Source organism: Acidovorax sp. JMULE5, assembly GCF_013376875.1.
In the GTDB taxonomy this organism is placed as follows: Bacteria; Pseudomonadota; Gammaproteobacteria; order Burkholderiales; family Burkholderiaceae_C; genus Acidovorax; species Acidovorax facilis.
The window spans coordinates 430,389-454,031 of record NZ_CP035951.1; the positions used below are offsets into that span (position 1 = coordinate 430,389).

The following is a 23,643-nucleotide window of genomic DNA, read 5'->3' on the forward strand; positions in this document are numbered from 1 at the left end:
TGATGAGTTCTGCTTCCGCATCGCCTTCGCTCTCGCCCTCCAGCCGTGCGTGGCTGCGCTTCAAGCGCAACCGCCTGGGGTATTGGAGCCTGCTGATCTTCTGCGCCCTCGTGCTGGTCAGCCTGTGTGCCGAGCTGGTCAGCAACGACAAGCCGCTCATCGTGCGCTATGAGGGGCAGACCTACTTTCCCATGCTCAAGGACTACTCCGAAAAGACCTTTGGGGGAGACTTTGAAACCCCCACCGATTACCTCGATCCCTTCATCAAGGAGCGCATCACCGCAGGCAGCAACTGGGCGCTGTACACCTTGAACCCCTACGGCCCCAACACGCTGAACTACTTTGCCAAATCGCCCAACCCGTCGGCCCCCACGGCCGACAACTGGCTGGGGACGGATGACCGGGGGCGTGACCTGCTGGCGCAGCTGCTGTACGGATTTCGCGTTAGCGTGCTGTTTGGTCTGGCACTCACCATCACCGGCGTACTGCTGGGCATGCTCACCGGGGCCATCCAGGGGTTCTTTGGCGGCAAGACCGACCTGGCGTTTCAGCGCTTCATCGAGATATGGGGCTCCATGCCCGAGCTGTATCTGCTCATCATCTTCAGCGCCGTGTTCGCGCCCAGCATTGCGCTGCTGCTCATCCTGCTGTCACTGTTTGGCTGGATGGGTTTGTCCGACTATGTGCGTGCCGAGTTCCTGCGCAATCGCCAGCTCGACTATGTGAAGGCTGCCCGGGCCTTGGGGGTGAGCAACAGCCAGATCATCTGGCGCCACATCCTGCCCAACAGCCTGACGCCCGTGGTCACCTTTTTGCCCTTCCGCATGAGTGGCGCCATCCTGGCGCTGACCTCGCTCGACTTCCTGGGCCTGGGGGTGCCGCCGGGCACTCCCTCGCTCGGTGAACTGCTGAACCAGGGCAAGAACAGCATTGACGCGTGGTGGATTTCGCTGTCTACCTTTGGGGTGCTGGTCACCACCTTGTTGTTGCTGACCTTCATGGGCGATGCGCTGCGCGATGCCCTGGACCCCCGAAAGGCCGACCAGTGACCCCTACGGCCATGACCCCTTTGTTGCAGGTTCAGGACCTTCACGTTCGCTTTGGCCCCAAAGAAGTGGTGCGGGGCGTCAACTTCAGCATTGCCGCAGGCGAAAAGCTTGCGCTGGTGGGCGAGTCCGGTTCCGGCAAGACCATCACCGCTTTAAGCCTGCTGCGCCTGGCGGGCAATGCCGCCATCACCGGGCAGGCAACGCTGCACGGGCGGGGCGACCTGCTGGCGCTGACAGAGCGCGAGATGCGCGGCGTGCGTGGTGGCGACATCGCCATGGTGTTCCAGGAGCCCATGACCGCGCTTAACCCGCTCATGACCATTGGCCTGCAGATTGCTGAAATCCTGCAGCTCAAAAAAGGCCTGACCGGCGCCCAGTGCGCGCAGGCTGCCATCGAGCTGCTGGCCCAAACCGGCATCCCCGAGCCTGCACGCCGAGCCAACAGCTTCCCGCACCAACTCTCAGGCGGCCAGCGCCAGCGCGCGATGATTGCCATGGCCCTGGCCAGCAGCCCGAAGCTGCTGCTGGCCGACGAGCCCACCACCGCGCTGGATGTGACCTTGCGCGGCCAGATCCTGGACTTGCTGAGTGATCTGCAGCGCCAGACGGGCATGGCCGTGCTGCTCATCACGCACGACCTGAACCTGGTGCGCCGCTTTGCCGACCGCGTGGCCGTGATGGAGCAGGGCGTGCTGGTAGAGCAGGGCCCCGTTGCGGAGGTGTTTGGTGCACCCCAGCACGCCTACACGCGCCGCCTGATTGCCAGCCAGCCCCGCCGCGATGTGGTCGAGGCCGATCCGCCCGCAGGCACTGCCCCGGTGGTGAAGACGCAGGATCTGCGCGTGGTCTACCCCACGCCGCTGTCCGGCATCGAGGGCTGGTTCAAGAAGGGCGAGTTTGTAGCCGTGCAGGGCGCCACGCTGCAATTGCTGCCCGGCCAGACGCTGGGGGTGGTGGGCGAGTCCGGCTCGGGCAAGTCCACGCTGGCGCAGGCCATCCTGGGGCTGTTGCCCTACGACGGCCAGTTGCAGGTCGGGGGCCAGGCGTGGCAGCAACCTGCCATGCGCAATACCCCCGCCAACCAGCAGTTGCGCCGCCGCGTGCAGGTGGTATTTCAAGACCCGTTCTCCTCGCTGTCCCCGCGCCTCACGGTCGAAGAGATCGTGGGCGAGGGCCTGAAGGTACACGAGCCCACACTGACCGTGGCCCAGCGCCGAATCCGCGTCGAGGCCGCGCTGGAAGAGGTGGGGCTGGCCGAAGCACAGTACCCCCGTCTGCTGGAGCGTTATCCGCATGAATTTTCAGGCGGCCAGCGCCAGCGCCTGGCCATCGCCCGGGCTCTCATCGTGCAGCCGCAGGTGCTGGTGCTGGACGAGCCCACCAGCGCCCTGGACGTGACCATCCAGCAGCAGGTGTTGGGCTTGTTGCAGCGGCTGCAAAGAGAAAAGGGCCTGAGCTACCTGCTCATCACCCATGACGTTGATGTGATCCGCGCCATGGCGCACGACGTGGTGGTGATGAAGGACGGCGCGGTGTTGGAAGGTGGCAGCGTGAACGACGTGCTGGATGCACCACAACACCCTTACACCCAGCGCCTGGTGGCGGCGGCCACCGTGCCGGATATCGGCTGATGTTTGAATAGAAATGGCATCAAGGGACCCTCTGCACGAATCACCGCGCCGCGTGCATCTGCGGGCCCGGGCGGTCTGCCGCGTTGCAAATACTCGCAATAGCTGCGGCTATTGCTGCGGTTTGCGCCTTGCAGCCCATCCCGATCCGCAGCGCACACTTGCCGCTCGATTCGTGCAGAGGATCCCTAGCGCTTATTAGGTAAGCGTAAATAGCTATCAATAATATAGCTAATTGCGCTTGCTGGCGTTGAAGCTTTTCAGGTCATCACGGCCCGCTTGGCGTGTTGCTCGCTGGCGGCGGGCATCCACAGAATCTTGCGCACATCCACACCCATCGTCTGTGCCCGATCCATGAGGTGCTCGCGCACATGCCAGGGCAGGGTGGGTGTGCGTGACAAGATCCACAGGTAATCGGTGCTGGAGCCCACCACCATGGCCCACTGGTAGTTTTCATCGAGCGCCACCACGTTGTAGCCGCCATAGAACGGCCCGAAGAACGACACCTTCAGGGCCGCCCGCGTGGGCTCATCCACAAAGCGCGCCGTGCCCTCCGCCTGCTTCCACTCCTTGCGCACTGGGTCGTAGCCTCGGTTGACCACCTTGATCGTGTCGTCGGCGTTGCGGCTGTAGGTGGCGCTGGTCTGGGTCAGGCCGCGCTCAAAGGCGTGGTCGATGCGTGCCACCTCGTGCCAGTGGCCTGCATAGCGGTCTGCGTCAAACCCCGTAACGGGCTGGATGCCCTCGGGCGCGCGCGGCGTGGAGCAGGCCGTGAGCGCCAGCAACGCCATCATTGCGGCAGCGCCGATGACCAGCGGCCAGGGCGAATGGGCACGGGGTGGGGTGTGAATGCGCATGGGGGTTGCTCCTGCTGGGGTTGCTGCCGGGGCTGCCGTTGCACCTGACGTCACCTTATGGCACCTGACGGAATGTGCACTGCGCAGCGGCTGTTCGTGCGATCCACTGTAGGCACTGCGAGGGGGGCCGGTGTGTAGGCGCGCGCTGGCAGCGGCTGTCGGCAGGATGTGCATCGGTGTGGTGGCGCTGCCGTCGTTCCGTACCTATCCAGGCCACCACTCTGGAGTGCTGTCGGAGATGGAGTTGATGGCATTTGCCGCGGCGCACTTCTCGCAATGCATCCCCCTTGAGTGGCCGCATTCAGACAAGAGTGTTGATGGTTTCCACCAGGCCTGGGGTACGACGGCCTTCCGGTACCGGCGCTGCTTTCGTGTTTGCATCCCTGCTTGCCAGGGGCTGCTGGTGCCGGGCGGCCTGTTCTTCCTGGCTCTGTCGTGTTATGGCGGCAATCTGTTGCTGCACCATCTGAGCCCGCAAACCAGAGTCCGGCTTGCGGGAGCGGCGATAGACGTTATTGACAGTGGGACTTATTTGGCGGCAGCCTTGGCAGCCTGCGCCTTCTGCGTCTTGGTGTAGACCTCCATCACCGTCGCGAAGTCGCGCTCGAAATTGATGGGCAAAAAGGTGTCATTGCCTGGCAGCAGCTGGCGCAGCTTGGGCGAAAAGCTGTAGCTGTACGAGCACTTCTTCACGCGGGCCTGCAGCTCGGGCGATACGTCCTTGCCCAGCGTCCAGGTCTCGGTCATGAAGGGCGGGCTCTCCCACAGCGTGCGGATGCTGGAGCCCTTCACATCGCCCTTGACCACCATGCGTTGGTACAAATCGCTGGCCACGGCTGCGGCGGGGTAGAAACCGTGCATCACGCCTGTGACCGAGCGCTCGTGCCCGTTGGAGAACACCACCTCGTAGTTCTGGTCCGGCACCAGCCCGATGGCCGGGAACAGCGCGCGCGGCGCCAGGTTGCCGGAGTTGGAGGTGGGTGTGGAGTGGGCAATCTTCTTGCCCACCAGATCCTGCGGCTTGGTGAAAGGGCTGTCCACGCGCGAGATCAGGATCAGCGTGTAGGAGTTGCGTTTGCCGCTGGCCTTGTTGCCGGGCACACCAAACGGGGTAGGCTGGCCAGCGCCCACCAATTGGGGCACCAGGCCGGGGTTGACCTGCGCCAGCTGTGCCTTGCCGCTGAGGAGGCTGTCGATCAGTTCCTTTTCGCCCAGCACATCGATGTTGGTGCTCTTCTCCAGCGATTCGCCTTGCAGATTCTGCAGATCAATGTTGCCGCAGCGCGCCAGGTGGTTGAAGTAGTCGCCCCACAGCAGCATGGTTTCGCTTTTGGCATAGGTCTTGGGCATGGCCACCACCAGTTTTTCGCGTGAGCTGCCTGCAAAGCTCGTGGCGGCCGGGGTGGCTGCGGTGGCGCGGGCAGGTGCGGCCCGGTCGGTCTGCGCAGCTACCGGGCCCAGCATCAGCGCGGTGCCAGACAGCAGTGCAAAAAAGCGGGTATCGAATCGCATCGTTGTTTTCCCTCCGATTGTGGTGAAAGCGCGCTCCGCGCGCGGGTCGGCCAGTATGCATGAACGTTTTGTGACAATCAGCGCCTTGGCGACCCGTGCGGGTGGACGTTTTGTCAACCTCGCGCCGCCCCGGCATGGACAAGCCCGCAGGGGACATGCGCGGGCCTGGCCCACACAATCCCAATCCATCGCAATGCCTACCGCTGTGAACAGCGTTTCCCATGTCGCAAAACACCCTGACCTTGCAACTGTTTTTCGAAGACCCGATTAAGCTGAAGCTCGCACAGCTCACGTACCAATACCTGTGCTCAGACAACACGGAACAGGCCCAACGCTGGGCGGACAAGCTGGGGGCCGCCAACCTGGAGTCCCTGTGGGATGCGCAATGGTTCAATGCGTCGGCATCTGCCGCTTCCACGCACCTTCTGCTCCAGTTCGACACGGGTACGGGCGACCCACCACCGCTGCGCCAGCTCGAAACCCTGTTTGACCAGGGCCTGCGGGCTGCGGTGCTGGAGATCTTCTATGACCAGGTGGGGGAAACCGAGCGCATGCACTTCGACCGGGGCCAGTGGGTGTCGCGCAAGGCATTCATGGACGCCAACCCGCAGTGGCGCGCAGTGGTAGAGCCTGCGCAGCATGGTGGCGAAGGCCAGGGCAACGGCGGCGAGGAGGGTGGTGAGGCCGATGACCCCTATGCCTGCTCCAAAGACCCGGCCAAGCCCCTTGCCGTGGCCAAGCTGCGCCAGCAGGAAGAAAAGCGCATGCGCGAGGCCCGGGAGGCGGCCGAGGCCTTTGTGGAAATGGCGCAGGCCATGGGCAAGAGCGGCAAATCGCCCATGCAGGGCCTCATTGCCGTGCTGCTGCTGCGCGCCGGCCTCAAGGGGCTGGTGCATGCGGTGGCATTCACGGTGGTCACCGTGTTGCTGTTCAAAGGCTTTTGGCTGTGGATGGGCCTGGGGCTGGTTCTGGCCGTGGCGCTGCCGCTGTACTACATGGCCAACGAACACAAGGAGCTGCGCGGGGACGACGCCGACAAGCCTGGCGACGACGGCCCCGTCACGGTGATGGCACCTCAGTAAAAGAATCTCCGGAGAACAACAACATGCTGACGCAAATCGAATGGTGGGGTGGGGTGATCTTTGTGCTGGGGGCGCTGACCTACCGCATGGTCATGGGGGCGCTGGAAAGGCCTGTGGACGGCATTCCCTGGTACCGGCTCATGATGCACGTGTTCTTTCTGGCCCCGGCCGCGCTGCTGGCGGGCTATTTCTATCCGCTCACGCAGCCCGCGCTGCAATACGGCTACCTGGCGCTGCTGGCCATCTCGCTGCTGGTGGTGGCCGTGATGCTGGTGCAGGAGATGACCGGCGATTCGGGCGAGGGCCAAGAAGAGGGGCGCAGCAAGGAGCCCTTGAAGGAGGGCGCGACAGCCAAGGCCGACGATACCGACGAGTACGAAGAGCCCGGCTGGCTGATGTCGGTGGTCGGCGCCATGGTGCTGTACAGCCCGGTACTCACTGCCTGTGGCCTCGCCAGCTACAAGGCCTGGCCCATGGTGCAGCGCCTGGCGTAGTGCTCCGCACTGCGCAGTGGGATGGCGGTGGTCTGGCAAGGCTGACAATGCCTGCCCACCATCCCCATGTTTTTCGCTGCACTTGGTTTTGGCTCGGTGTACCAGCCTTCGTTAGTCCACAACTCCATGTCCCCTGATTCCTTTGCCGATCTTCTGTCGGTCTACATGCGCCGCATCCGCGCCAGCGCCTCCGGCGTGGCCACCGAGATCGGCCTGAGCCGCGAGGCGGTGAACAACTGGCGCAACGGCATCTCGGTGCCCAACCCTCGCTCGCGCGACAAGCTGGTGGCCTGCACCCGCTACCTGCGCCTCACTGAAAGCGAGGCCAACCGCCTGCTCAGCGCCGCCGGGTTTGCACCAGAATTTCCCCTGCAGGCTGAATCCACCGGCGCGCAGCCGTTTGCCGCGTTCCAGGACAAGGTGTTTGCGCAACTGGCCCAGGCGGTGCCATACCCCATCTCGCTGCTGCTGTCGCCCGCGCACTGGGGCCAGCCGCCGTTCCGGCACGAGCTGCTGCAGCGAGCCCGCGCGCAGTACGGCGAAGGCTCGGTGCTGCACATCCAGCCGCCCTACAGCGTGAGCACCGTGCCCGCCGAATACTTCGCCGCCATCGGCCGCCAATGTGGCCTGGGCGATGTGGCGTCGGACTACGAGTTTGAATCCGCGCTGGAGCGCCGCCTGATGGCGGGTGAGCGCATCTTCTGCCTGGTCAGCCGCTTTGAGCAGGGAACGCCCGCACTGCGCGAAACCCTGGCGGGCATCTTGCGCAGCCTGAGCGAGATGCACAGCGGCCGCCTGCACCTGCTGCTGTGCGGCGGGCAGGCGCTGGCCGACCTCAAATACCGCAGTGGCGATCTCTCCCTGCTCAACATTGCGCAGGTCCACCACTGGCCCGACCCGTCGCTGGACGACCTCACGCAACTGGCCCGCCACCGCTGGCCCGAGTACACCTGGACCGAGCCCGTGGTGGTCGACTTGCAGGCGCTCAGCGGCGGCCATCCCGCGTTGTTTGAAGAAGGGTTGCAGTGGCTGGTAGACCAAGGGGTGGGTGATGGTCATGCATCGTCTGCTGCGTTGCGCACCCACCTGACCAGCAGCCCGCGCCTGTGGCAAACCTTTTTGCCGCTGGCCCAGGCGCCCGCCACGCGCACGCGCTTGCAGCAGCTGCTGCAGGCCGACGACCTGGGCCGCGCGCGGCCCTATCTGCAGGACGACGAACTGCGCAGCCTGTTCTGGGGCAACCTCATCCACGTGCGCGGCACGGGCGATGCGGCGCGGCTGCACTGGCGCTGCGCCACCATCCGCGATGCGGGCTTGATGGTGCTGGACGCATGCTCGAACGCTTGAGCCCCTTTTTCTCCAGGGCCGTGGTGCGTGCCGTGGTCATTGCGGTGGTCACGCTGTTCGTGGCCAGTGCGCTGTTCACGCCCCAGCTCAATCCGGTCACGCGGGGCTCGTTCCTGGCGTCGGTCAATGTAGGCCCGGTGTGGGGCGAGCTGGTGCAGTGGCGCGTCGCCATGATCGAGGCGCGCAACGAGCTGGATGGCTGGCCCAAGGACATCCACAAATACGCGCCGCCCATTGCCAACCCGCAGCTGCGCGTAACGTCCCCGCGCCCCAACGTGCTGCAGGCCGACATCGCCCACAACCCCGAGCTGGGCAAACTGGCAGGCACGCAGGTGGTGGTGGAGCTGAAACCTGGCACCCACACCTGGACGTGCCGCCCCGGCAACCCGCCCATTCCACCCGGCTATCTGCCCATCAACTGCCTGGAAGGCAGCACCGACGACTTTGAGCCCGCCAAACCTCCCACCCATACCGCCGATGCAGATCCGTTTGCCTGGCTCCGCTCGCTCATCCTGTGGTGCGGCGTGATCTTTGCCGTGGGCGCCGTGGTGTGGGTGGTGCGCCACCCGATGATTGGCGCGGGCCAACTGCGCCCCGCGCGCCTGCGCCGCACCCCGCTGGCGCGCCTGCCGCAGATCGACCGGCTGCTGCGCTGGCTGCGGCGGCTGGAGGCTACCTTGTTGGCGGCGGACATCCGCATGGTGGACTGGCGCCGCGCCGTGCTGTGCGCGCAGGCCACGGGCGCCGACCATGCACCGGCCCTGGCACGCGCATTGGCCGAGCGCGTGTCGGCCCGCTGCCAGCCCAGCAGCGACTGGGCGCTGCCCGGCCAGGTGTTCGAGTGGCAGTTTCCGCCCGACCTGCCCGTGTCGCTGGACCGCTGCCTCGTCTTTGTGCCCACCCCGGGCATCGACGAAGCCACCGTGCTGCGCCAACTGCGCGCCGCCCAGACCGGCAGCGATGTGCTGCTCATCCTCAGCGAGCACAGCGTGGAAACCCCGTGCCCCCTGCTGCGCGCCCACGCAGACGACCGCGCCAACCTGCACGTGATGGTGGACAGCGCCAGCCAGACCGAGTGGCTGATCGGCGGCGATGCCCTGCAGGTGCTGCTGCGCCAATTGGCCGCGCAGCTGCGCATCACCCGCATCTCGCCGTACCAGACGCGTGGCGGCGTGACCCGCGAAGGCGCCTTCTTTGGCCGCGCACAGCTGCTCGCCCGTGTCATCAACCGCGAGCCCGCCAACTACCTGGTGGTGGGCGGTCGCCAGCTGGGCAAGAGCAGCCTGCTCAAGGCCGTGCAGCGCCGCCTGCAAGGCCACCCGCACACCGTGTGCCACTACGTCTCGCTGCGCGACCACCGCCTGGCGCCCCGCATGGCGCTGCAGTTTGGCCTGGCCGCCGACACACCGCTCGAAGCCATCGTGGACCACCTGCAGGCCCAGTACGAGGGAAAGCGCCTGGTGCTGCTGATCGACGAGGCCGACCTGTTCTTCCGCGACGAGTCGAACAACGGCTACGCCCAGTTGTCCACGCTGCGCGCGCTGAGCGAAGAGGGGCGCTGCTGGTTCATGCTCGCGGGCTTCTGGGACCTGTACGCCACGGCCGTGCTCGACTACCAGAGCCCCTTGCGCAACTTTGGCGAAGTGCTGGCCATCGGCGGGCTGGAGCGTGCCGCCTGCCGCGAGCTGGCCACCGAGCCCTTGCGCAGGCTGCGCCTGGGCTTTGCCAGCGACACGCTGGTGGAAAAGCTCGTGGACGCCAGCGGCCAGCGCGCCAACCTCGTCGCCATCCTGTGCCAGGAGTGCCTGGAAGCCCTGCAGCCCGGCGAGCGCGCCATCGAAGCCCGCCACCTCACGCAGGCCCTGGCCTCGCAGGCGGTGCAGGACGCGCTGGCCGGCTGGGGCCGCCTGAGCCACGACGAGGCCGCCTGCCGCCTCGACCGCATCGCCGTCTACCACACGGCCCAGGCCGGGCAGACCGGCCTGGTGGCCCTGGCCCAGCTGCTGCAAAGCCACGGCATCACCGCCGACGCGCAGGCGATGCGCCAGTCGCTGGCCCGCCTGCAGCTGGCCTATGTGCTGCGCAAGCACGAAGGGGGTGAATACCGCTTTGCCATCCCGCTGCTGCAGGACCAGTTCGAGCCGGCGGAGGTGGAACTGCTGCTGCACCAGGAACTGGCGGTGTTGGCGAAAACTTGACGACCTCCGAGTTGCTTCACGCCTTCCCCTTGAAGGGGGGCGCTACCTGTGCGTCGGGGCGGCCCTTGCTCGGTGGCGCTGGCTCGGGCCGTGGCAGTTTTGCAGGCTTCAGGCGTCACGACTGTGGGAATTCCAGGCTTACCAACTTCGGTTTCAATTTCATTTGTTAATTTTTCATGGCCACTTCCTTCACACTCGAACACGACATCGGATTCGATGCGCTCATGGCTGAAATAGAGCGCCTGGTCCGCTCCGGCGTCCACCCCGACCGTATCAGCGTGTCCCAGTACCCCGCGTCGCAGTGGGTCTGCAACGCCCACTGGGTGTACTCCGATGGCCCGGACGACGCGTGTGCCGCTCAGCGCATGGACGCACAACTCGCGTTGCTGCGCTTGATGCTGGAGCGTGGGGCCGATCCCAACAAGCGCAAGAACCGCAATTCCACGCTGCTGGCCGTGTGCTGTGGGCAGTTCTCCACCTATTTCCAGGAGCGCGCCCTGGACAGGCTGTCCTTGGTGTTGGCCGCGGGTGGTGACCCGCGCCAGACCAAGGACCCCGCGCTTTGCATTGCCTTGGGCCTGCGCGAGATGCGTGGTGAGATTTTCGACATGGCGTTTCGTGAGGATGCGTCCGAAGGCCAAGCCGATGCGGTGTACCAAGCCCTGGACCAGCTGCTGCAGGCGGGAGCTGATATCGAGGCGCTGGACCACCGCGAGATGTACACCCCCCTGCTCATGGCGGCCTACATGGGCAGCGTGCCGCTGATGCGGTGGTTGAAGGAGCGGGGAGCCAATGTGCAGGCAGCCAACCCCGATGGGTCTAATGCGTTGATGTACGCCGCAGGCGATGTAGACGGCCTTGCCAACAGCCGCGCAGGGTTCTCGACCACTTGGCACCGTATGGGCGACCCTGTCGCCACCACCCGCCAATTGCTCGATTGGGGCCTGGACCCCGCTGCAGCCAATGCGCGCGGCCGCACTCCGCTGCGCCTGGCCGCCAGCGCTGGCAACCTCGACGTGGCCGCCGTGCTGGCCGAGGCACTGGCGGCCCAAGGCAAGCTGGTGGCTGCCGACGTGCGCCTGTTCAGGGGCACCGAATACGAGTCCCGCGTGGCTGCGTTGACCACCTCGGTGCCACCCAAAAAGCCCGCCAAGCCCAAGGCCACAGACGGTACCGCCCAGCGCGCCACCTGGGAGCGCGCGCCCGGATTGATCGACGGGCCCACGGACTGGACCTCCAGCCAATACCCGGATTGGCTGCGCACCTGCCTCAAGGACGTGATCGCGCGGCTGGGTTCGGGCGAAGACCCGCGCGTGCCGCCTGGCCTGTTGTACCTGGAATACGACGACTACTTCCGTGGCCTGAAGCTGTCGCGCACCAAGTCGTACCTTAGTCGCAGCGGCGCGGTGGAAATGGGTGTCCATGTCTTCGACTGGTCGGTCATGCGCATCCGCTTCTCGCAGGTAGAGGGCGACGACTGGGTGCTGCGCGAGGCGATTGATTTGCCCATGGCCCCCGGCGCGCCACCCTCCACTGATCTGCTGTGCGACACCATCGGCCAGCTGTGCGCCCGCTACCTCAACACCCTGGGTTGATGGCAGGTCGGCGCTGCCGCAGCCACCGGTCTCATCCATCCCCTTTTCACAGCCTGACGCCATGACCACCAAGCCCAAATGGACCGACCGCATCCATAGTCCCATCCGCGTGCTGAACCACGCCGACGGCCTGCACCTGGAGAAATTCACCGATGCCGATCTGGACCAGATCGCTGACTGTGATGACGTCCTGGACATTGACCTGCGCAGCAACCGCACGGCGCAGCCGGTCGATTTGTCGCGCCTGGCGCACATCCAGGGGCTTCGGCGCCTGAGTCTGGAGCGCCTGCAGTTCACTAACTTGCAGGCCCTCAAAGCCTTGCCGCACCTGAATTCGCTGACCATTGCGTACTGCGACTTCAAAGACTTCGAGGCACTCAACGGGCTGAATGTAGAGACGCTGTTCGTGTGGAACAACAAGTTCACCCACTTCCCGGCGGGGCTCCAGTTGCCCAGGCTCGAGAGCCTGTACCTGTCGTACAACCGCATCACCGACCTGTCGTTCGTTGCCAGCTACCCCACCCTCAAATGCTTGCATGTGAACGGCAACCGGATCACCGACCTGGCTCCGTTGGCTGGCTGCGCGGCCTTGGAGACCCTGTGGGTCGATGACAACCCGCTGACCACACTGGCGCCCCTGGCAGGGCGGCGCTACCAGCGACTGCACGTGAGCAGCCATCTGAGCGCTGAGCGAACGGCCTTACAGCTGGAGTTGCCCGAGGAAGCGTATGTGCGCGACCCAGAGAGCATCGAAGTCTCGCGCATCGCGAAGCTGATGGAGGCCAAGGACTGGCCGCAGCTCTACGCCATCACCGACCTGGCCTTGCTGGGCGATGCGTTTTCCAACCTGGTGCACGGGCACTTTGACGAGGAGATGGTGCGCGGCGCGCTGGCACACCCGGCCCCCGGCGCATTCGATGCGATGGTGACCCACGGCCTGCGTCCGCACTATTGGGACGAGTCCAAGCTGCTGGTGGACGTGCTGAGCGGCTTTGGCGAGCGCTTGGTGGCCCCGCTGACCCAAAGCTTTCACGCCGAGCTGGCCTTTTACCCGGAGTACGAACCGTTCTATGCGGGCAAACTGAAGCTCGAGCATGCCACCATCGCCCGCATCTTGGCAGAGGCTCCCATCCCCGCGTTTGCCGACCTGTTCCTGGCGTTCTTCCATCTGCACGAGGGCTTCTCCGAGGCCCACCTGCACCACTACAAGCGCTTGCTCGACGTGGTGGGCAAAGTGCAGTCACCGCAACTGGTGGAGCCGATCATCGACTTGCTGCGCTTTGAAAAGCACATCCTGGGCGGCGACGCAGCCTTCATGAAAAAGGTCTTCAAAGCCATTGGCCAGTTGGGTGCCAAGGCCGATGCGGCGGTGCTGGCCAGCCGCTTTGATGTGGCAGCAGAAACCCGGCCCGATGTAGCCGAGGCGTACCACGCTACCGTGGTGCGGCTGGGTAAAAAGAAGGCTTGAAGGCGCGGGCGGTGGGTCAGCCGTGGCGCGCATCCGTCAAGCGGGCCGCCGCCCGCGTGGCCACAACGGGTTGTGTGCAACGACGGACATCCTGGCCTGCTGCATCGATCTGGGGCGATGAGAAGCAGAAGTTCCACTGCTGTTGATGGAAATATGAATTAAATTGGGCTCTTCTAGCGAATGCTAGTGATGCACTCGATAAATGTCGTACGTCGAAATCGCCGTTTAAAGACGTGCGGCGGGTTCCATCACTACTATTCGCTAGAAGAGCCTAATATTGGCCGCTAGCGCTTGCTGAATAAGCGCTAAAAGCTATTAAATTCGTAGTGATCGCAGCCTGTAATTCAAGGCCGCTGCGCCATCACCAGTGCATGCAGCGCCTGCGCCGCCACCGACAGACTTTCGTCCCGCCGCCGCACCAGGTAGATCTGGCGCGTAAGCCCCGGCAGCGACAGCGGCCGTGTGACCAGCCCCGGCTGGTCAAAGTGGAACAGCGTGAGCGCCGGCACCACGCTGATGCCCAGCCCCGCGCGCACCATGCCCATCACGGTGGCGAGCTGCTCCACCTCCATCAGCGTGTGCATGGCCTGCGGGTGCAGGGCGGCCTCCAGGTACTGGCGCACGCTGCTCGTGCGCGCGAGGTGAATGAAGGGCCAGGCGGCGAGGTCCTGCGCGGTGATGGCCTTGCGGCGGCGCGCCAGCGGATGGCCGGCCGGGCACACCAGGTAGAAGTTGTCGCTGCAAAACGGCTCGGCCTGCAGCGCGGGCGTGTCTGCGCGAATGGCCGCCAGCGCAAAGTCGGCATGGCCGCTGGCCACGCGGTCGATGCAGGGCTCGGACAGCACATCGGCAATGTCGATCTCGATGCCCGGGTGCGCCGTGCGGTACTGCGCCAGCACGCCTGGCAGCCAGCCTGCGGCCAGTGACGGCAGCAGCGCCACCGCCACACGCCCGCGCTGCAGCGTGGCGGCACTGCGCACGGCGGCCAGGGCGCTGGTGATTTCGGCGCGGATGCGGCGGGCCGATTCCAGAAAGTTCTGGCCCTCTGGCGTCAGGTCCACATGCCGCGTGCTGCGGTCGAACAGCCGCAGGCCTAGGTCGTCCTCCAGCGCGCGGATGAGGGCGCTGAACGCGGGCTGTGACAGGTGGCACAAGGTGGCGGCGCGCGTGAAGCTGCGCTGCTCGGCCAGCGCGAGGAAAGCGTCGAGCTGGCGGCTGGAAAGGTGGGGGGCGCTCATTCGGGGGGGTGACTTGATTCATCTGTGTTTCAGATGGATTCATAAGAACAATCGATTTCACAGAATACCGGGATGTTCCTACAGTCCGCTGCAGGAGACAACGGATTGATGCCGAACGACCAAAAAACCAACCTGCTGGTGGGCTGCGCCGCCGGCTTCTCGGGCGACCGCACCGACGCGGCCCTGCCCGTGGTGCAGGCGCTCATCGCCAGCGGCCAGCCTGCGGTGCTCATCTTCGAGACTCTGGCCGAGCGCACGCTGGCGCTGGCCCAGCTCGCGCGCCGCACCGACCCCGATGCAGGTTACGAACCCCTGCTGGTGGACCTGCTGCGCCCCGTGCTGGCGCAGTGCCTGGCGCACGGCGTGCGCATAGTCAGCAACTTTGGCGCGGCCAACCCGCACGGCGCCGCGCGCCGCATCCACGCCCTGGCAGCCGAGCTGGGCCTTTCCCGCCCGCGCATTGCCGTGCTGCAAGGCGACGACCTGAGCGGCCCCGAACACCGCGCGCTGCTGCAGGGTGCACTGGGCGCTGCGATGCCCACCGAGCCCATCGTCAGCGCCAACGCCTACATCGGCGCGCAGGCCATTGCCGATGCGCTGCGCGCAGACGCCGATATAGTGGTGTGTGGCCGTGTGGCCGACCCATCGCTGGTGCTGGGCCCGGCGCTCGCGCACTACGGGTGGGCGCTGGACGACTGGGACCGGCTGGCCCGCGCCACCATGGCCGGGCATCTGCTGGAATGCGGCGCCCAGGTGACGGGCGGCTACTTTGCCGACCCTGGCTACAAAGACGTGGCGGGCCTGGCGCAACTGGGCTACCCCATCGCCGAGATCGACGCCGACGGCCACTGCACCATCACCAAGCCCCCGGGCACGGGCGGCTGCATTACCGAGCGCACGGTGAAGGAACAGCTGCTGTACGAGCTGCACGACCCGGCGGCGTACCTCACGCCCGATGTGGTGGCCGACATCACCACCGCCCGCGTGACCACGGTGGGCGCTGACGTGGTGCGGCTAGAAGGCGTGCAGGGCCATGCGCGGCCCGCCACGCTCAAGGTCAACGTGTGTTTTGAATCGGGCTGGTTTGCCGAGGGCGAAATCTCCTACGCCGGCCCGCGCGCTGAGGCCCGTGCCCGCCTGGCGGGCGAGGTGCTGCGCGAGCGATTGAGCGGCCTGGGCCCGCTGCGCATCGACCTGATCGGCGTGACCAGCATCTTCGGCGACGACACCAGCCGCTGGCTGGATGCATCCGCCCACGGCAACGACGAAGCCCGCGATGTGCGCCTGCGCGTGGCCCTGCAGCACCGTGAGCACTCCAGCGCCCAGCGCCTGCTGCGCGAAGTGATGGCGCTCTACACCTGCGGCCCTGCCGGCGGTGGCGGCGTGCGCACGGCGATGCGACCGCGCCTGGGCACCGTGTCGTGCCTGGTGCCGCGCGAGGCCGTGGCCGTGCGGTTTGAGATGGTGGAGCCCGCACTGCAACCACTGGAGGTATCACCTTGACCGATGTAAAAAGCGAATCCCCGAGCCCACAGCCTTCCAACATGGCGCAGCCCATGCCAGCGGCCGCCGTGCAAGGGCCGCCCCGCCGCACGGGCGGCCTCCCCCTCGGGGGGGAAGACGCGCAGCGTCTCAGGGGGGGCTTCCTATCTGTCCCCCTCTACCGCCTGGCCCACAGCCGCACCGGCGACAAAGGCAACCGCTCCAACATCAGCGTCATCGCCTGGCACCCCGCGCTGTGGGATGTGCTGGTCGAACAAGTCACCGAGGCCGCCGTGGCGCAGCAGTTTGCGCAGCGCCGCCCGCGCCAGGTCACGCGCTACCTGCTGCCCCAGCTGCAGGCCATGAACCTCGTGCTGGACGACGTGCTCGACGGCGGCGTGAACGATTCGCTCAATCTCGACAGCCACGGCAAGGCGCTCAGCTACCTGCTGCTCGATATGCCCGTCACTGTGCCCGCCCATCTGGCGCCGCACTTTGGCGGTCCAACGGCCTAGGCCTCCCGTTTCGCTTTTTCATCCATACCAACACCAGGAGACAACATGACCCATTCATCCCCCCGCCGCGCTCTGCTCGCCACTGCTGCCGTACTGGCGCTGGGCGCGTTGCACGCCCCCGCTGCGCTGGCCCAGGCGGCCGGCGCCTACCCCGCCAAGGCCATCACCTTTGTCGTGCCCTTCGCCGCAGGCAGCGCCACCGACCAACTGGCACGCGCGCTGGGCCAGTCCATCACCAACGACACCAAGCAGCCCGTGGTCATCGACAACAAGGCGGGCGCCAGCGGCATGATCGCCGCGTCGGCCGTGGCCAAGTCGGCGGCCGATGGGTACAGCGTGCTCATCACCACCAACACCACACATGCCGCCAACGAGCACCTGTACAAAAAGCTCTCGTACGACCCAGTGAAGGACTTTGCCCCGGTCACCGGCCTGGGCAAGGGTGGCCAGGTGCTGGTGGTCAACGCCAGCGCGCCGTACAAAAACGTGGGCGAGCTGCTGGCCTTTGCCAAGAAGAACCCTGGCAAGCTCAGCTTTGGCAGCGGCAGCTCATCGAGCCGCATGGCGGGCGAGATGCTCAAGCAGCTGGCGGCCGTGGACATCCTGCACGTGCCCTACAAGAGCAACCCGCTGGCCATCACCGACCTGCTGGGCGGGCAGATCGACCTGATGATCACCGACACCTCCACCGGGGTGCCCCAGGTGAAGGCGGGCAAGCTGCGCGCGCTGGGCTACTCCACGCAAAAGCGCAGCACCCAGCTGCCCGACGTGCCCACCATCGACGAAGCCGGTGTGAAGGGCTACGACATGGGCTACTGGTTTGCGGCCTACGTGCCAGCGGGCACGCCCACACCGGTGGTGGCGCGCCTGAATGAGCTGCTCACGGCCGCCACCAAGAGCGCAGCGGCCAAGAGCTTCTTCGACAATGCGGGCTCCGAAGCCTGGACCACCACGCCCGATGAGCTGGCCAAGTTCCAGGCTGCAGAGACGCAGAAGTGGGGCAAGGTGATCAAGGCGGCGGGGATTGAGGCCGAGTAAGCCGCAGGCCCGGTACCGGTGGGCGGCAACACGCGCCTCCCCGGTCTTCACTCCCTCTCCCACCAGGGGAGAGGGAGTGTCAGCGCGCTTTCAAAGGGGTGTGAATATCAAGCCAAATAGGCCTCTGCCGCCCGATGGATAAGCGCTATTAGCTATCAATTTGGTAGTAATTTGGTCGAAGCGACCATCCCTCACCACGGCACCCCGGCAAACCGTTCCACCAAAAAATCCAGCAGCGCCCGCACCGCAGGCGACAAGTGCCTGCGCGACGGGTACAGCGCATAAATCGTCATCACCGGCAAGTCCCACCCCGGCAGCACGGCCTGCAGCTCGCCACGGTGCAGGTAGGGGTTGACCAGATACGTCGGCTGCATCGCAATGCCACCGCCCGCCAGCGCGGCGCGCATCAGCGTCGTGGCCTCGTTGGCGCTGAAATGGCCGCTCACGCCCACGCGTTCCACCACATCGCCCTGCGTCAGCTGCCACACGCTTTTGCCAAAGTTGGCATAGCTCAGGCACCGGTGCTGCGCCAGGTCGGCAGGCTGCTGTGGCACACCGTGCGCGGCCAGGTAGGCGGGTGAGGCCACCAGCACCGAATCACACCGCGCCAGTGGCCTGCCGATGAGCAGCGGGTCGGGCTCGGCGCTGATGCGGATGGCCAGGTCGATGCGCTTTTCCACCAGGTTCAGCGATCCCTCGCTCGCGTCCAGGTCGATCTTGAGCTGCGGGTGTTGCGCCAGAAAGTCCGCAATCGCCGCACCCATCTGCGCAAACGCGAACGACACGCTGCAGGTCAGCCGCAGTTGCCCGCGCAATGCGCCCTCTGTGGTGGTGGCAGTTTCTTCTTCCAGGTCTTGCGACAGCGCCAGCATCTGCTGGCAGCGGCGCAGCGCGTGCTCGCCCGCGTCGGTCAGCGTCACGCTGCGGGTGGTGCGCTGCAGCAGCCGCGCCTGCAGCCACTGCTCCATCTCGCCCACGTAGCGCGTGACCATGGCACGCGACATCTCCAGTTTGTCAGCCGTGGCGCTGAAGCTGCCGCTGGTGGCGACTTCGGCAAACACATGCATGGCAGTCAGGCGGTCCATAAGGGGTTATTTGATCGATTGGTGAAACAAATATGCGCGAATTATCAGGTTTATTGGATCGATTTACGCAAATAAACTTCATTCCGTCATCTGCACCACCGCTCAACACACCGGAGAAACCACCATGTTCCGCACCACTCTCATTGCCGCCACCCTCGCCGTTGCCTTCACCGGCGCCCAGGCCGCCCAGCCGCTGCAGGTCAAGGTCTACAACGCCGACGGCAACAGCTTCAACGTCAACTCCACGCTGGTCTATGGCGAGAAGGACGCCATGGTCATCGACGCCGGCTTTACCCGTGCCGATGCGCTGCGCATTGCCGCCAACGTGCTCGACACGGGCAAAGAGCTGAAGACCATCTACGTGAGCCAGGCCGACCCCGACTACTACTTTGGCGTCGAGACGCTGAAAGAAATCTTCCCCAAGGCCGACGTGGTGACCACGCCTGCCGTGCTGGAGAAGATCAACGCCAAGCTGGCTGGCAAGCTCGCCTTCTGGGGCCCCAAGATGGGTGCCAATGCACCGCGCACGCCCCTGCTGCCCAAGGCGATTGCTGGCAACACGCTGAGCGTGGACGGCCAGACCGTGGAGATCCGTGGCACCACCGGCCTGCTGGCGCACCGCCCTTATGCGTGGATTCCATCCATCAAGGCCGTGGTCGGCACCATCGGCGTGTTTGGCACCAACACCCATGTGTGGACGGCCGACACACAAACCGTGGCCGAGCGCAGCGCCTGGGTGGCCCAGCTCGACGAAATGGCCGCCCTGCAGCCCACCGTGGTGGTGCCCGGCCACATGCCCGTCGGTGGCGCGCTGGATGCTGCCAACATCAGCTATACCAAGGGCTACCTGCAAGCGTTTGAGAAGAACGCCGCCGCCACCAAGACCAGCGCCGAACTCATCGACGCGATGAAGAAGGCCTACCCCGCAGCGCCCATGGGCCTGTCGCTGGACATCGGCGCCAAGGTCAACAAGGGCGAGATGAAGTGGTGAGATGACGTGCTGAAAGCTGTCAAAGCAAGTTGTTGAAAGAAAGGAACCAGATCGTGACCGCTACACACCCGCTCCAACAAGTCCTGCAGCACCTGCACGCCGGTCGCTGGAACGCGGCGCACGATCTGGTGCAGCACGACGGCTCCATGCTTGCAGCCTGGCTGCACGGCATCCTGCATCTGCAGGAAGGTGATTTGGAGGATGCCGAAAACTGGTACGACCGCGCCGCCCGCCATTTCCGCAGCCGGGGCACGCTGGCCGAAGAGATTGCGGCTTTTGAAGCCGCACTGATTGCGTCCGAAACATCAGACCCTCAAGAAAGAACCTGACCCATGCCCAACGTCACCGTGACCTACTTGTTTGACCCCTTGTGCGGCTGGTGCTATGCCGCCGCGCCCGCGCTCAAGTTCCTGCTAGCACAGGAGGGTGTCGAGGTGGTGCTGGCCCCTACCGGCCTGTTCGCAGGCGCAGGCGCACGGCCCATGGACGCGCAGTTTGCCGCCTATGCCTGGTCCAACGACCAGCGCATCCAGCAGCTCACAGGCCAGCCCTTCACGCAGGCCTACCGCGATCAAATTCTGGGTGCTGCGTCCGGTCGCTTTGATTCAGGCCCTGCCACCCTCGCGCTGACTGCCGTGGCGCAGACCGCGCCTGCGCATGAACTGGAAGCCTTGCACGCGCTGCAGCACGCACGCTATGTGGAAGGCCGCGACACCGCAGAACCCGAGGTGCTGGCAGACCTGTTTCGGGCATTGGGCCTGGCCGATGCCGCCGCATTGACGCTGGCACCCGACGCCGCACTGCACAGCTTGGTGGCCGAGCGCGTAGCCCGCGCCCAGGCCACGCTGCGTGCCGTGGGTGCCCGGGGTGTGCCGCAATTGGTGGTGGCGGGGCATGGCGGTGCGCTGCGGTTGATCGGAGGCGATGCGCTGCTGGGGCCGCGCGAGAAACTGCGGGAGCACATCCTGGCGGCCTGAGGCCCTGAACGCAAGGAGGCTGCGCTCAGGCCTTGGGCAGGAGTTCGCCCCGTCGGCCCAAGGTCCGCACCATCTGCTCATACATCGCATCCACGGCCGGTGAGCGCAGCGACACCTTGCTGCGCAGCACCGCCACGTTCATCGAAGCCAGCGGCGGCAGGTCAAACTCCGCCGGCAGGTTCTGCAAGATTTGCAAATGGGCCGGGGCGCTGCACCGCGTGAGCACCGCCACCGCCAAACCGCTCTCCACAGCAGCCAGCTGGCCCGCCAGGCTGGAGCTGTGGTACACGATGCGGTAGGCCCGCCGCCGCGTGCCCAGCGCGGCCAGGGTGGCCTGCCGCGCCATGCTGGCCGATTCATACACCGCAATCGGCAGCGGGTCGCGCCGCCAGGCCTCGAACTGGGCGGCCCCCACCCACACCAGCGGCTCGTCGAACAAGAAGCGCCCGCGTTGCGGCTTGTCTTGCGAGACCAGCGCCAGGTCCAGCTCGCCCTTCACCACACGCGGGATCAGCGACGTGGACTGCTCGCACGTCAGCTCAATCTCCACCCCCTGGTAGCGGTGCGAAAAGCTGCGCAGCACTGGCGTGAGGTAGGCTGACGCATAGTCGTCGGGCACCCCCAGCCGCACCCGGCCTGCCAGCTTGGGGCCAAACAATGCGGCATGTGCCTCAGCCTGCAAATCGAGCACGCGGCGCGCATACGACAGCAGCTCGGCCCCCGCTGGCGTCACCTCCAGGTGGCGCGGCCCGCGCAGCAGCACCGGGCGGCCCAGCGCGGCCTCCAGTTTCTTGATCTGCATGCTCACGGCCGACTGTGAGCGGTGCACCAGCGGCGCCGCGCCCGAGAGCGAGCCTGCATCCACCACGGCCACAAAGGCACGCAGCCAGTCGATCTGAAAGTCTGGATAGTTCATGGGGGCCTCTATCGGTCGGACCAGTGACGACAGTGGTGGGGCTATCGGTGGATTGGTGGATTCGTTTATCGAATGGTAGCTGTTCGATTTATCCGTTTTACAGGATGCCTGCAAAGCGTGAGCATCGGCGGCATGAACCACTCCAAAGCCAGCACCGTCGCATCGCCATCCCTGGCCACCACACCGCTGCCCGTCAATGCCAATGCCCTCACCCGCGAGCGCGACGGCCAGTGGCTGCTCATCGCCGGTGGCGTTCTGCTGGGCACCATCGGCGTGTTTGTGGAAGAGGCGGGCCAGCACCCGCTGGTCACCGTGTGGTTCCGCTGCGCATTCGGTGCACTGGCGCTGCTGGCCTGGTGCCTGGCCACGGGGCGGGGACAGCAACTTTTTCTGCACGGCCGTGCCCGCTGGGTGGCCTGCGCTACGGGCGTGCTCATGGTGATGAACTGGGCGCTGTTTTTTGCAGCCATCCCACGCACATCGATTGCCGTGGCCACCGTGATCTTTCACATCCAGCCCATCTGGGTCATCGTGTTTGGCGCGTTGTTCTTGCGCGAGGCCGTGTCGCCCATGCAGTGGCTGGCCACACTGGCCGCGCTGGGCGGCCTGGTGTTGACCGCGGGCTTGCTCGACGGCACCGCAGCCGCCGCAGCGGCCAGCAGCAGCGGCGGCGGCAGCTATGTGGCTGGCGTGCTGATGTGCCTGGGCGGTTCGCTCTGCTATGCGGGCGTGACGCTGCTCGCCAATACGCAGAAAACCATCAGCCCCTTTGCCATGGCGCTGTGGCAGTGCCTGGTGGGCGCGGTGGCGCTGGCGTGGGCGCCCTTTGTGCTGGGCTGGCCGCAGCAGGGCGCCGCGTGGGGCTGGTTGCTGGGCCTGGGCGTGCTGCACACCGGCCTGGCGTATGTGGTGCTGTTTGCCGGCATGTCGCGCCTGGGGTTGGGGCGCATTGCGGTGCTGCAGTTTGTGTACCCGCTCACGGCGGTGCTGGTGGACTGGGTGGTGTATGGCCGCACGCTCAGCCCCATCCAACTGGGCGGCGTGGGGCTGATGGCTGTGGCGCTGTGGACGATTCGGCGGCCCCGTTCGATGGGGGTGGGTACTCCGGGCCCCAGCACCGCAAGCCGCTGATCAGGCCCGCCCCCACGCTCAATGTGTGAAATGCACCAAACGTTTGAGAGTAGCTTCGCTGTAATTTCCTGTAATCGCCAAGCCGCTTTGGTGGCGCCACCATGGGCTCACTTCATCAACACGTGATGAAGCCGAGGGCGCCGAAAATCGTCACAGAGTAGGCATGAAGGGGAACTTGGCAATGAAAAAATTCATGACTGCGGTCTGCGTGTTGCTGCTGTGCGGCACAGCCTTTGCGAGGCCGACCTATGTATTCCAGCCTCAGTGGAATCAACCCAACAACAACGATGTGAACAACGGCGCCACCGGGCAGCCCTACACCCAGACCCAGATTGAGGCGTTCCTCAACAATGCGAAGAATCGCAGTTCCGGCGCACCCCTGGCCAGCCAGATTCTGGACTCGTGTGGTGTGGTCGAGGTCGAAAAAGGCTGCCATCAGGCCACGGATCCGCACATCACTATTTGGGTGGATAACCGGGTCAAATCCAACCAGGTCAAAGCGTGCCAGAAGCTCAACCCAGGCACTGCCGTGCACGCGAACGGCTGTTGACGGCACCACAACTTACCCCCGCCGGGAATATCGTGCTGGATGGGGGTAGTTGGCGCAAATCCGTTCGGGCTGCGCTTGTCAATGGCCCACCAGGTGATTGGGCAAGCTCAGCGTGAACGGCCCGTTGTGCTGGCAGGCCGTAGAGGAACGCCTCCGCAGAGGCAATGCCAAAAAAGGTATCCAGCGCTTGATGGATAAGCGCTTCATGCTATCAAATAGGTAGTATTCGGGTGGTGTGCACTACGGCGATGCCGTCAGTTGCACCACCACCGGCCGATGATCCGAACCCAAGTCGGCCCGAGGTCGGAGCGCACCTCCCGCCAGCCCGTTCAAGCCAGCACAGGGTCCAGCGGCAGCACCGACAACCTTTCCCACGCGCTGGGCCAGTTGGTCACCATGCCCTTGGCGCGGCGCAGGGGGGCATCCAAGGCTACAAAGACGAAAATCGGCGCGGCATTGTGTGTGCCCGCTGCCTCTATGTGGGTGCAGG

General features: G+C 65.5%; 21 protein-coding genes. 16 read left to right on the forward strand and 5 right to left on the reverse strand.

Going from position 1 to position 23,643, the window contains the following annotated elements:
* The first annotated feature begins 2 nt into the window (after positions 1–2).
* Both EXV95_RS02080 and EXV95_RS02085 read left to right on the forward strand, forming a co-directional pair.
* Complete coding sequence (locus EXV95_RS02080; RefSeq protein WP_176885634.1) at positions 3–1,049, forward strand: ABC transporter permease; 1,047 nt, start codon at positions 3–5, stop codon at positions 1,047–1,049.
* A gap of 11 nt (positions 1,050–1,060) precedes the next feature.
* Positions 1,061–2,680, forward strand: coding sequence for an ABC transporter ATP-binding protein (locus EXV95_RS02085; RefSeq protein WP_176885635.1), 1,620 nt, complete (start codon positions 1,061–1,063; stop codon positions 2,678–2,680).
* Between the two features lie 257 nt (positions 2,681–2,937).
* Here the strand turns inward: EXV95_RS02085 and EXV95_RS02090 are convergent, their stop codons facing one another.
* Together EXV95_RS02090 and EXV95_RS02095 are read right to left on the reverse strand one after the other, a co-directional pair.
* On the reverse strand, positions 2,938–3,534 hold the full coding sequence (locus EXV95_RS02090) for a lipocalin family protein (RefSeq protein ID WP_176885636.1): 597 nt from the start codon (positions 3,532–3,534) through the stop codon (positions 2,938–2,940).
* 528 nt (positions 3,535–4,062) lie between these two features.
* Entirely contained in the window at positions 4,063–5,046 is a 984-nt protein-coding gene (locus EXV95_RS02095; protein ID WP_255484888.1) for a PhnD/SsuA/transferrin family substrate-binding protein, read from the reverse strand.
* Positions 5,047–5,267: 221 nt separating this feature from the next.
* Between EXV95_RS02095 and EXV95_RS02100 the strand changes: the two genes are divergently transcribed.
* The 6 genes from EXV95_RS02100 to EXV95_RS02125 all read left to right on the forward strand — a co-directional run bounded on the left by EXV95_RS02100 (position 5,268) and on the right by EXV95_RS02125 (position 13,230).
* Positions 5,268–6,128, forward strand: a complete 861-nt coding sequence (locus tag EXV95_RS02100; protein WP_176885637.1) for a hypothetical protein — start codon at positions 5,268–5,270, stop codon at positions 6,126–6,128.
* A 23-nt stretch (positions 6,129–6,151) separates the two neighbouring features.
* The gene (locus EXV95_RS02105; protein WP_176885638.1) at positions 6,152–6,622 is read left to right on the forward strand and encodes a hypothetical protein; all 471 of its coding nucleotides are present in this window, start codon (positions 6,152–6,154) and stop codon (positions 6,620–6,622) included.
* 126 nt (positions 6,623–6,748) lie between these two features.
* Positions 6,749–7,969 (forward strand): hypothetical protein, encoded by a 1,221-nt coding sequence (locus tag EXV95_RS02110; RefSeq protein WP_176885639.1) that lies wholly within the window; start codon positions 6,749–6,751, stop codon positions 7,967–7,969.
* Positions 7,954–10,167, forward strand: coding sequence for an ATP-binding protein (locus tag EXV95_RS02115; protein WP_176885640.1), 2,214 nt, complete (start codon positions 7,954–7,956; stop codon positions 10,165–10,167). Before EXV95_RS02110 ends, EXV95_RS02115 begins: the two co-directional genes overlap by 16 nt.
* Before the next feature lie 176 nt (positions 10,168–10,343).
* On the forward strand, positions 10,344–11,762 hold the full coding sequence (locus EXV95_RS02120) for an ankyrin repeat domain-containing protein (protein ID WP_176885641.1): 1,419 nt from the start codon (positions 10,344–10,346) through the stop codon (positions 11,760–11,762).
* 61 nt (positions 11,763–11,823) lie between these two features.
* Positions 11,824–13,230 carry a leucine-rich repeat domain-containing protein gene (locus EXV95_RS02125; RefSeq protein WP_176885642.1) on the forward strand — a complete coding sequence of 469 codons (1,407 nt, stop codon included), beginning with the start codon at positions 11,824–11,826 and terminating at the stop codon, positions 13,228–13,230.
* A gap of 344 nt (positions 13,231–13,574) precedes the next feature.
* Here the strand turns inward: EXV95_RS02125 and EXV95_RS02130 are convergent, their stop codons facing one another.
* Positions 13,575–14,468 carry a LysR family transcriptional regulator gene (locus EXV95_RS02130; RefSeq protein ID WP_176885643.1) on the reverse strand — a complete coding sequence of 298 codons (894 nt, stop codon included), beginning with the start codon at positions 14,466–14,468 and terminating at the stop codon, positions 13,575–13,577.
* Positions 14,469–14,576: 108 nt separating this feature from the next.
* On the opposite strand from EXV95_RS02130, the gene EXV95_RS02135 reads away from it, so the two are divergent.
* The 3 genes from EXV95_RS02135 (at position 14,577) to EXV95_RS02145 (ending at position 17,503) form a co-directional block, all read left to right on the forward strand.
* On the forward strand, positions 14,577–15,971 hold the full coding sequence (locus tag EXV95_RS02135) for an acyclic terpene utilization AtuA family protein (RefSeq protein ID WP_176885644.1): 1,395 nt from the start codon (positions 14,577–14,579) through the stop codon (positions 15,969–15,971).
* 164 nt (positions 15,972–16,135) lie between these two features.
* Entirely contained in the window at positions 16,136–16,465 is a 330-nt protein-coding gene (locus tag EXV95_RS02140; protein WP_176888915.1) for a hypothetical protein, read from the forward strand.
* Between the two features lie 45 nt (positions 16,466–16,510).
* A complete protein-coding gene (locus EXV95_RS02145; protein WP_176885645.1) occupies positions 16,511–17,503 on the forward strand; it encodes a tripartite tricarboxylate transporter substrate binding protein in 993 nt (330 codons plus the stop codon).
* Positions 17,504–17,694: 191 nt separating this feature from the next.
* On the opposite strand, the gene EXV95_RS02150 is transcribed toward EXV95_RS02145, so the two are convergent.
* Positions 17,695–18,588: a LysR family transcriptional regulator gene (locus tag EXV95_RS02150; protein WP_176885646.1), complete on the reverse strand. Its 894-nt coding sequence runs from the start codon at positions 18,586–18,588 to the stop codon at positions 17,695–17,697.
* A gap of 124 nt (positions 18,589–18,712) precedes the next feature.
* Here EXV95_RS02150 and EXV95_RS02155 point away from each other — a divergent pair, with 124 nt between their 5' ends.
* Genes EXV95_RS02155 through EXV95_RS02165 form a run of 3 tightly spaced genes read left to right on the forward strand, consistent with a single transcriptional unit; the run spans position 18,713 to position 20,556 of the window.
* Positions 18,713–19,579: an MBL fold metallo-hydrolase gene (locus tag EXV95_RS02155; RefSeq protein WP_176885647.1), complete on the forward strand. Its 867-nt coding sequence runs from the start codon at positions 18,713–18,715 to the stop codon at positions 19,577–19,579.
* A 53-nt stretch (positions 19,580–19,632) separates the two neighbouring features.
* Positions 19,633–19,908, forward strand: coding sequence for a hypothetical protein (locus tag EXV95_RS02160; protein WP_255484889.1), 276 nt, complete (start codon positions 19,633–19,635; stop codon positions 19,906–19,908).
* A 3-nt stretch (positions 19,909–19,911) separates the two neighbouring features.
* Complete coding sequence (locus EXV95_RS02165; RefSeq protein WP_176885648.1) at positions 19,912–20,556, forward strand: DsbA family protein; 645 nt, start codon at positions 19,912–19,914, stop codon at positions 20,554–20,556.
* 25 nt (positions 20,557–20,581) lie between these two features.
* Here the strand turns inward: EXV95_RS02165 and EXV95_RS02170 are convergent, their stop codons facing one another.
* Positions 20,582–21,472 (reverse strand): LysR family transcriptional regulator, encoded by an 891-nt coding sequence (locus EXV95_RS02170; RefSeq protein WP_082437627.1) that lies wholly within the window; start codon positions 21,470–21,472, stop codon positions 20,582–20,584.
* Between the two features lie 132 nt (positions 21,473–21,604).
* Here EXV95_RS02170 and EXV95_RS02175 point away from each other — a divergent pair, with 132 nt between their 5' ends.
* Positions 21,605–22,603: a DMT family transporter gene (locus EXV95_RS02175; RefSeq protein WP_176885649.1), complete on the forward strand. Its 999-nt coding sequence runs from the start codon at positions 21,605–21,607 to the stop codon at positions 22,601–22,603.
* A 181-nt stretch (positions 22,604–22,784) separates the two neighbouring features.
* A complete protein-coding gene (locus EXV95_RS02180) occupies positions 22,785–23,153 on the forward strand; it encodes a hypothetical protein (RefSeq protein ID WP_176885650.1) in 369 nt (122 codons plus the stop codon).
* Positions 23,154–23,643: the final 490 nt, after the last annotated feature.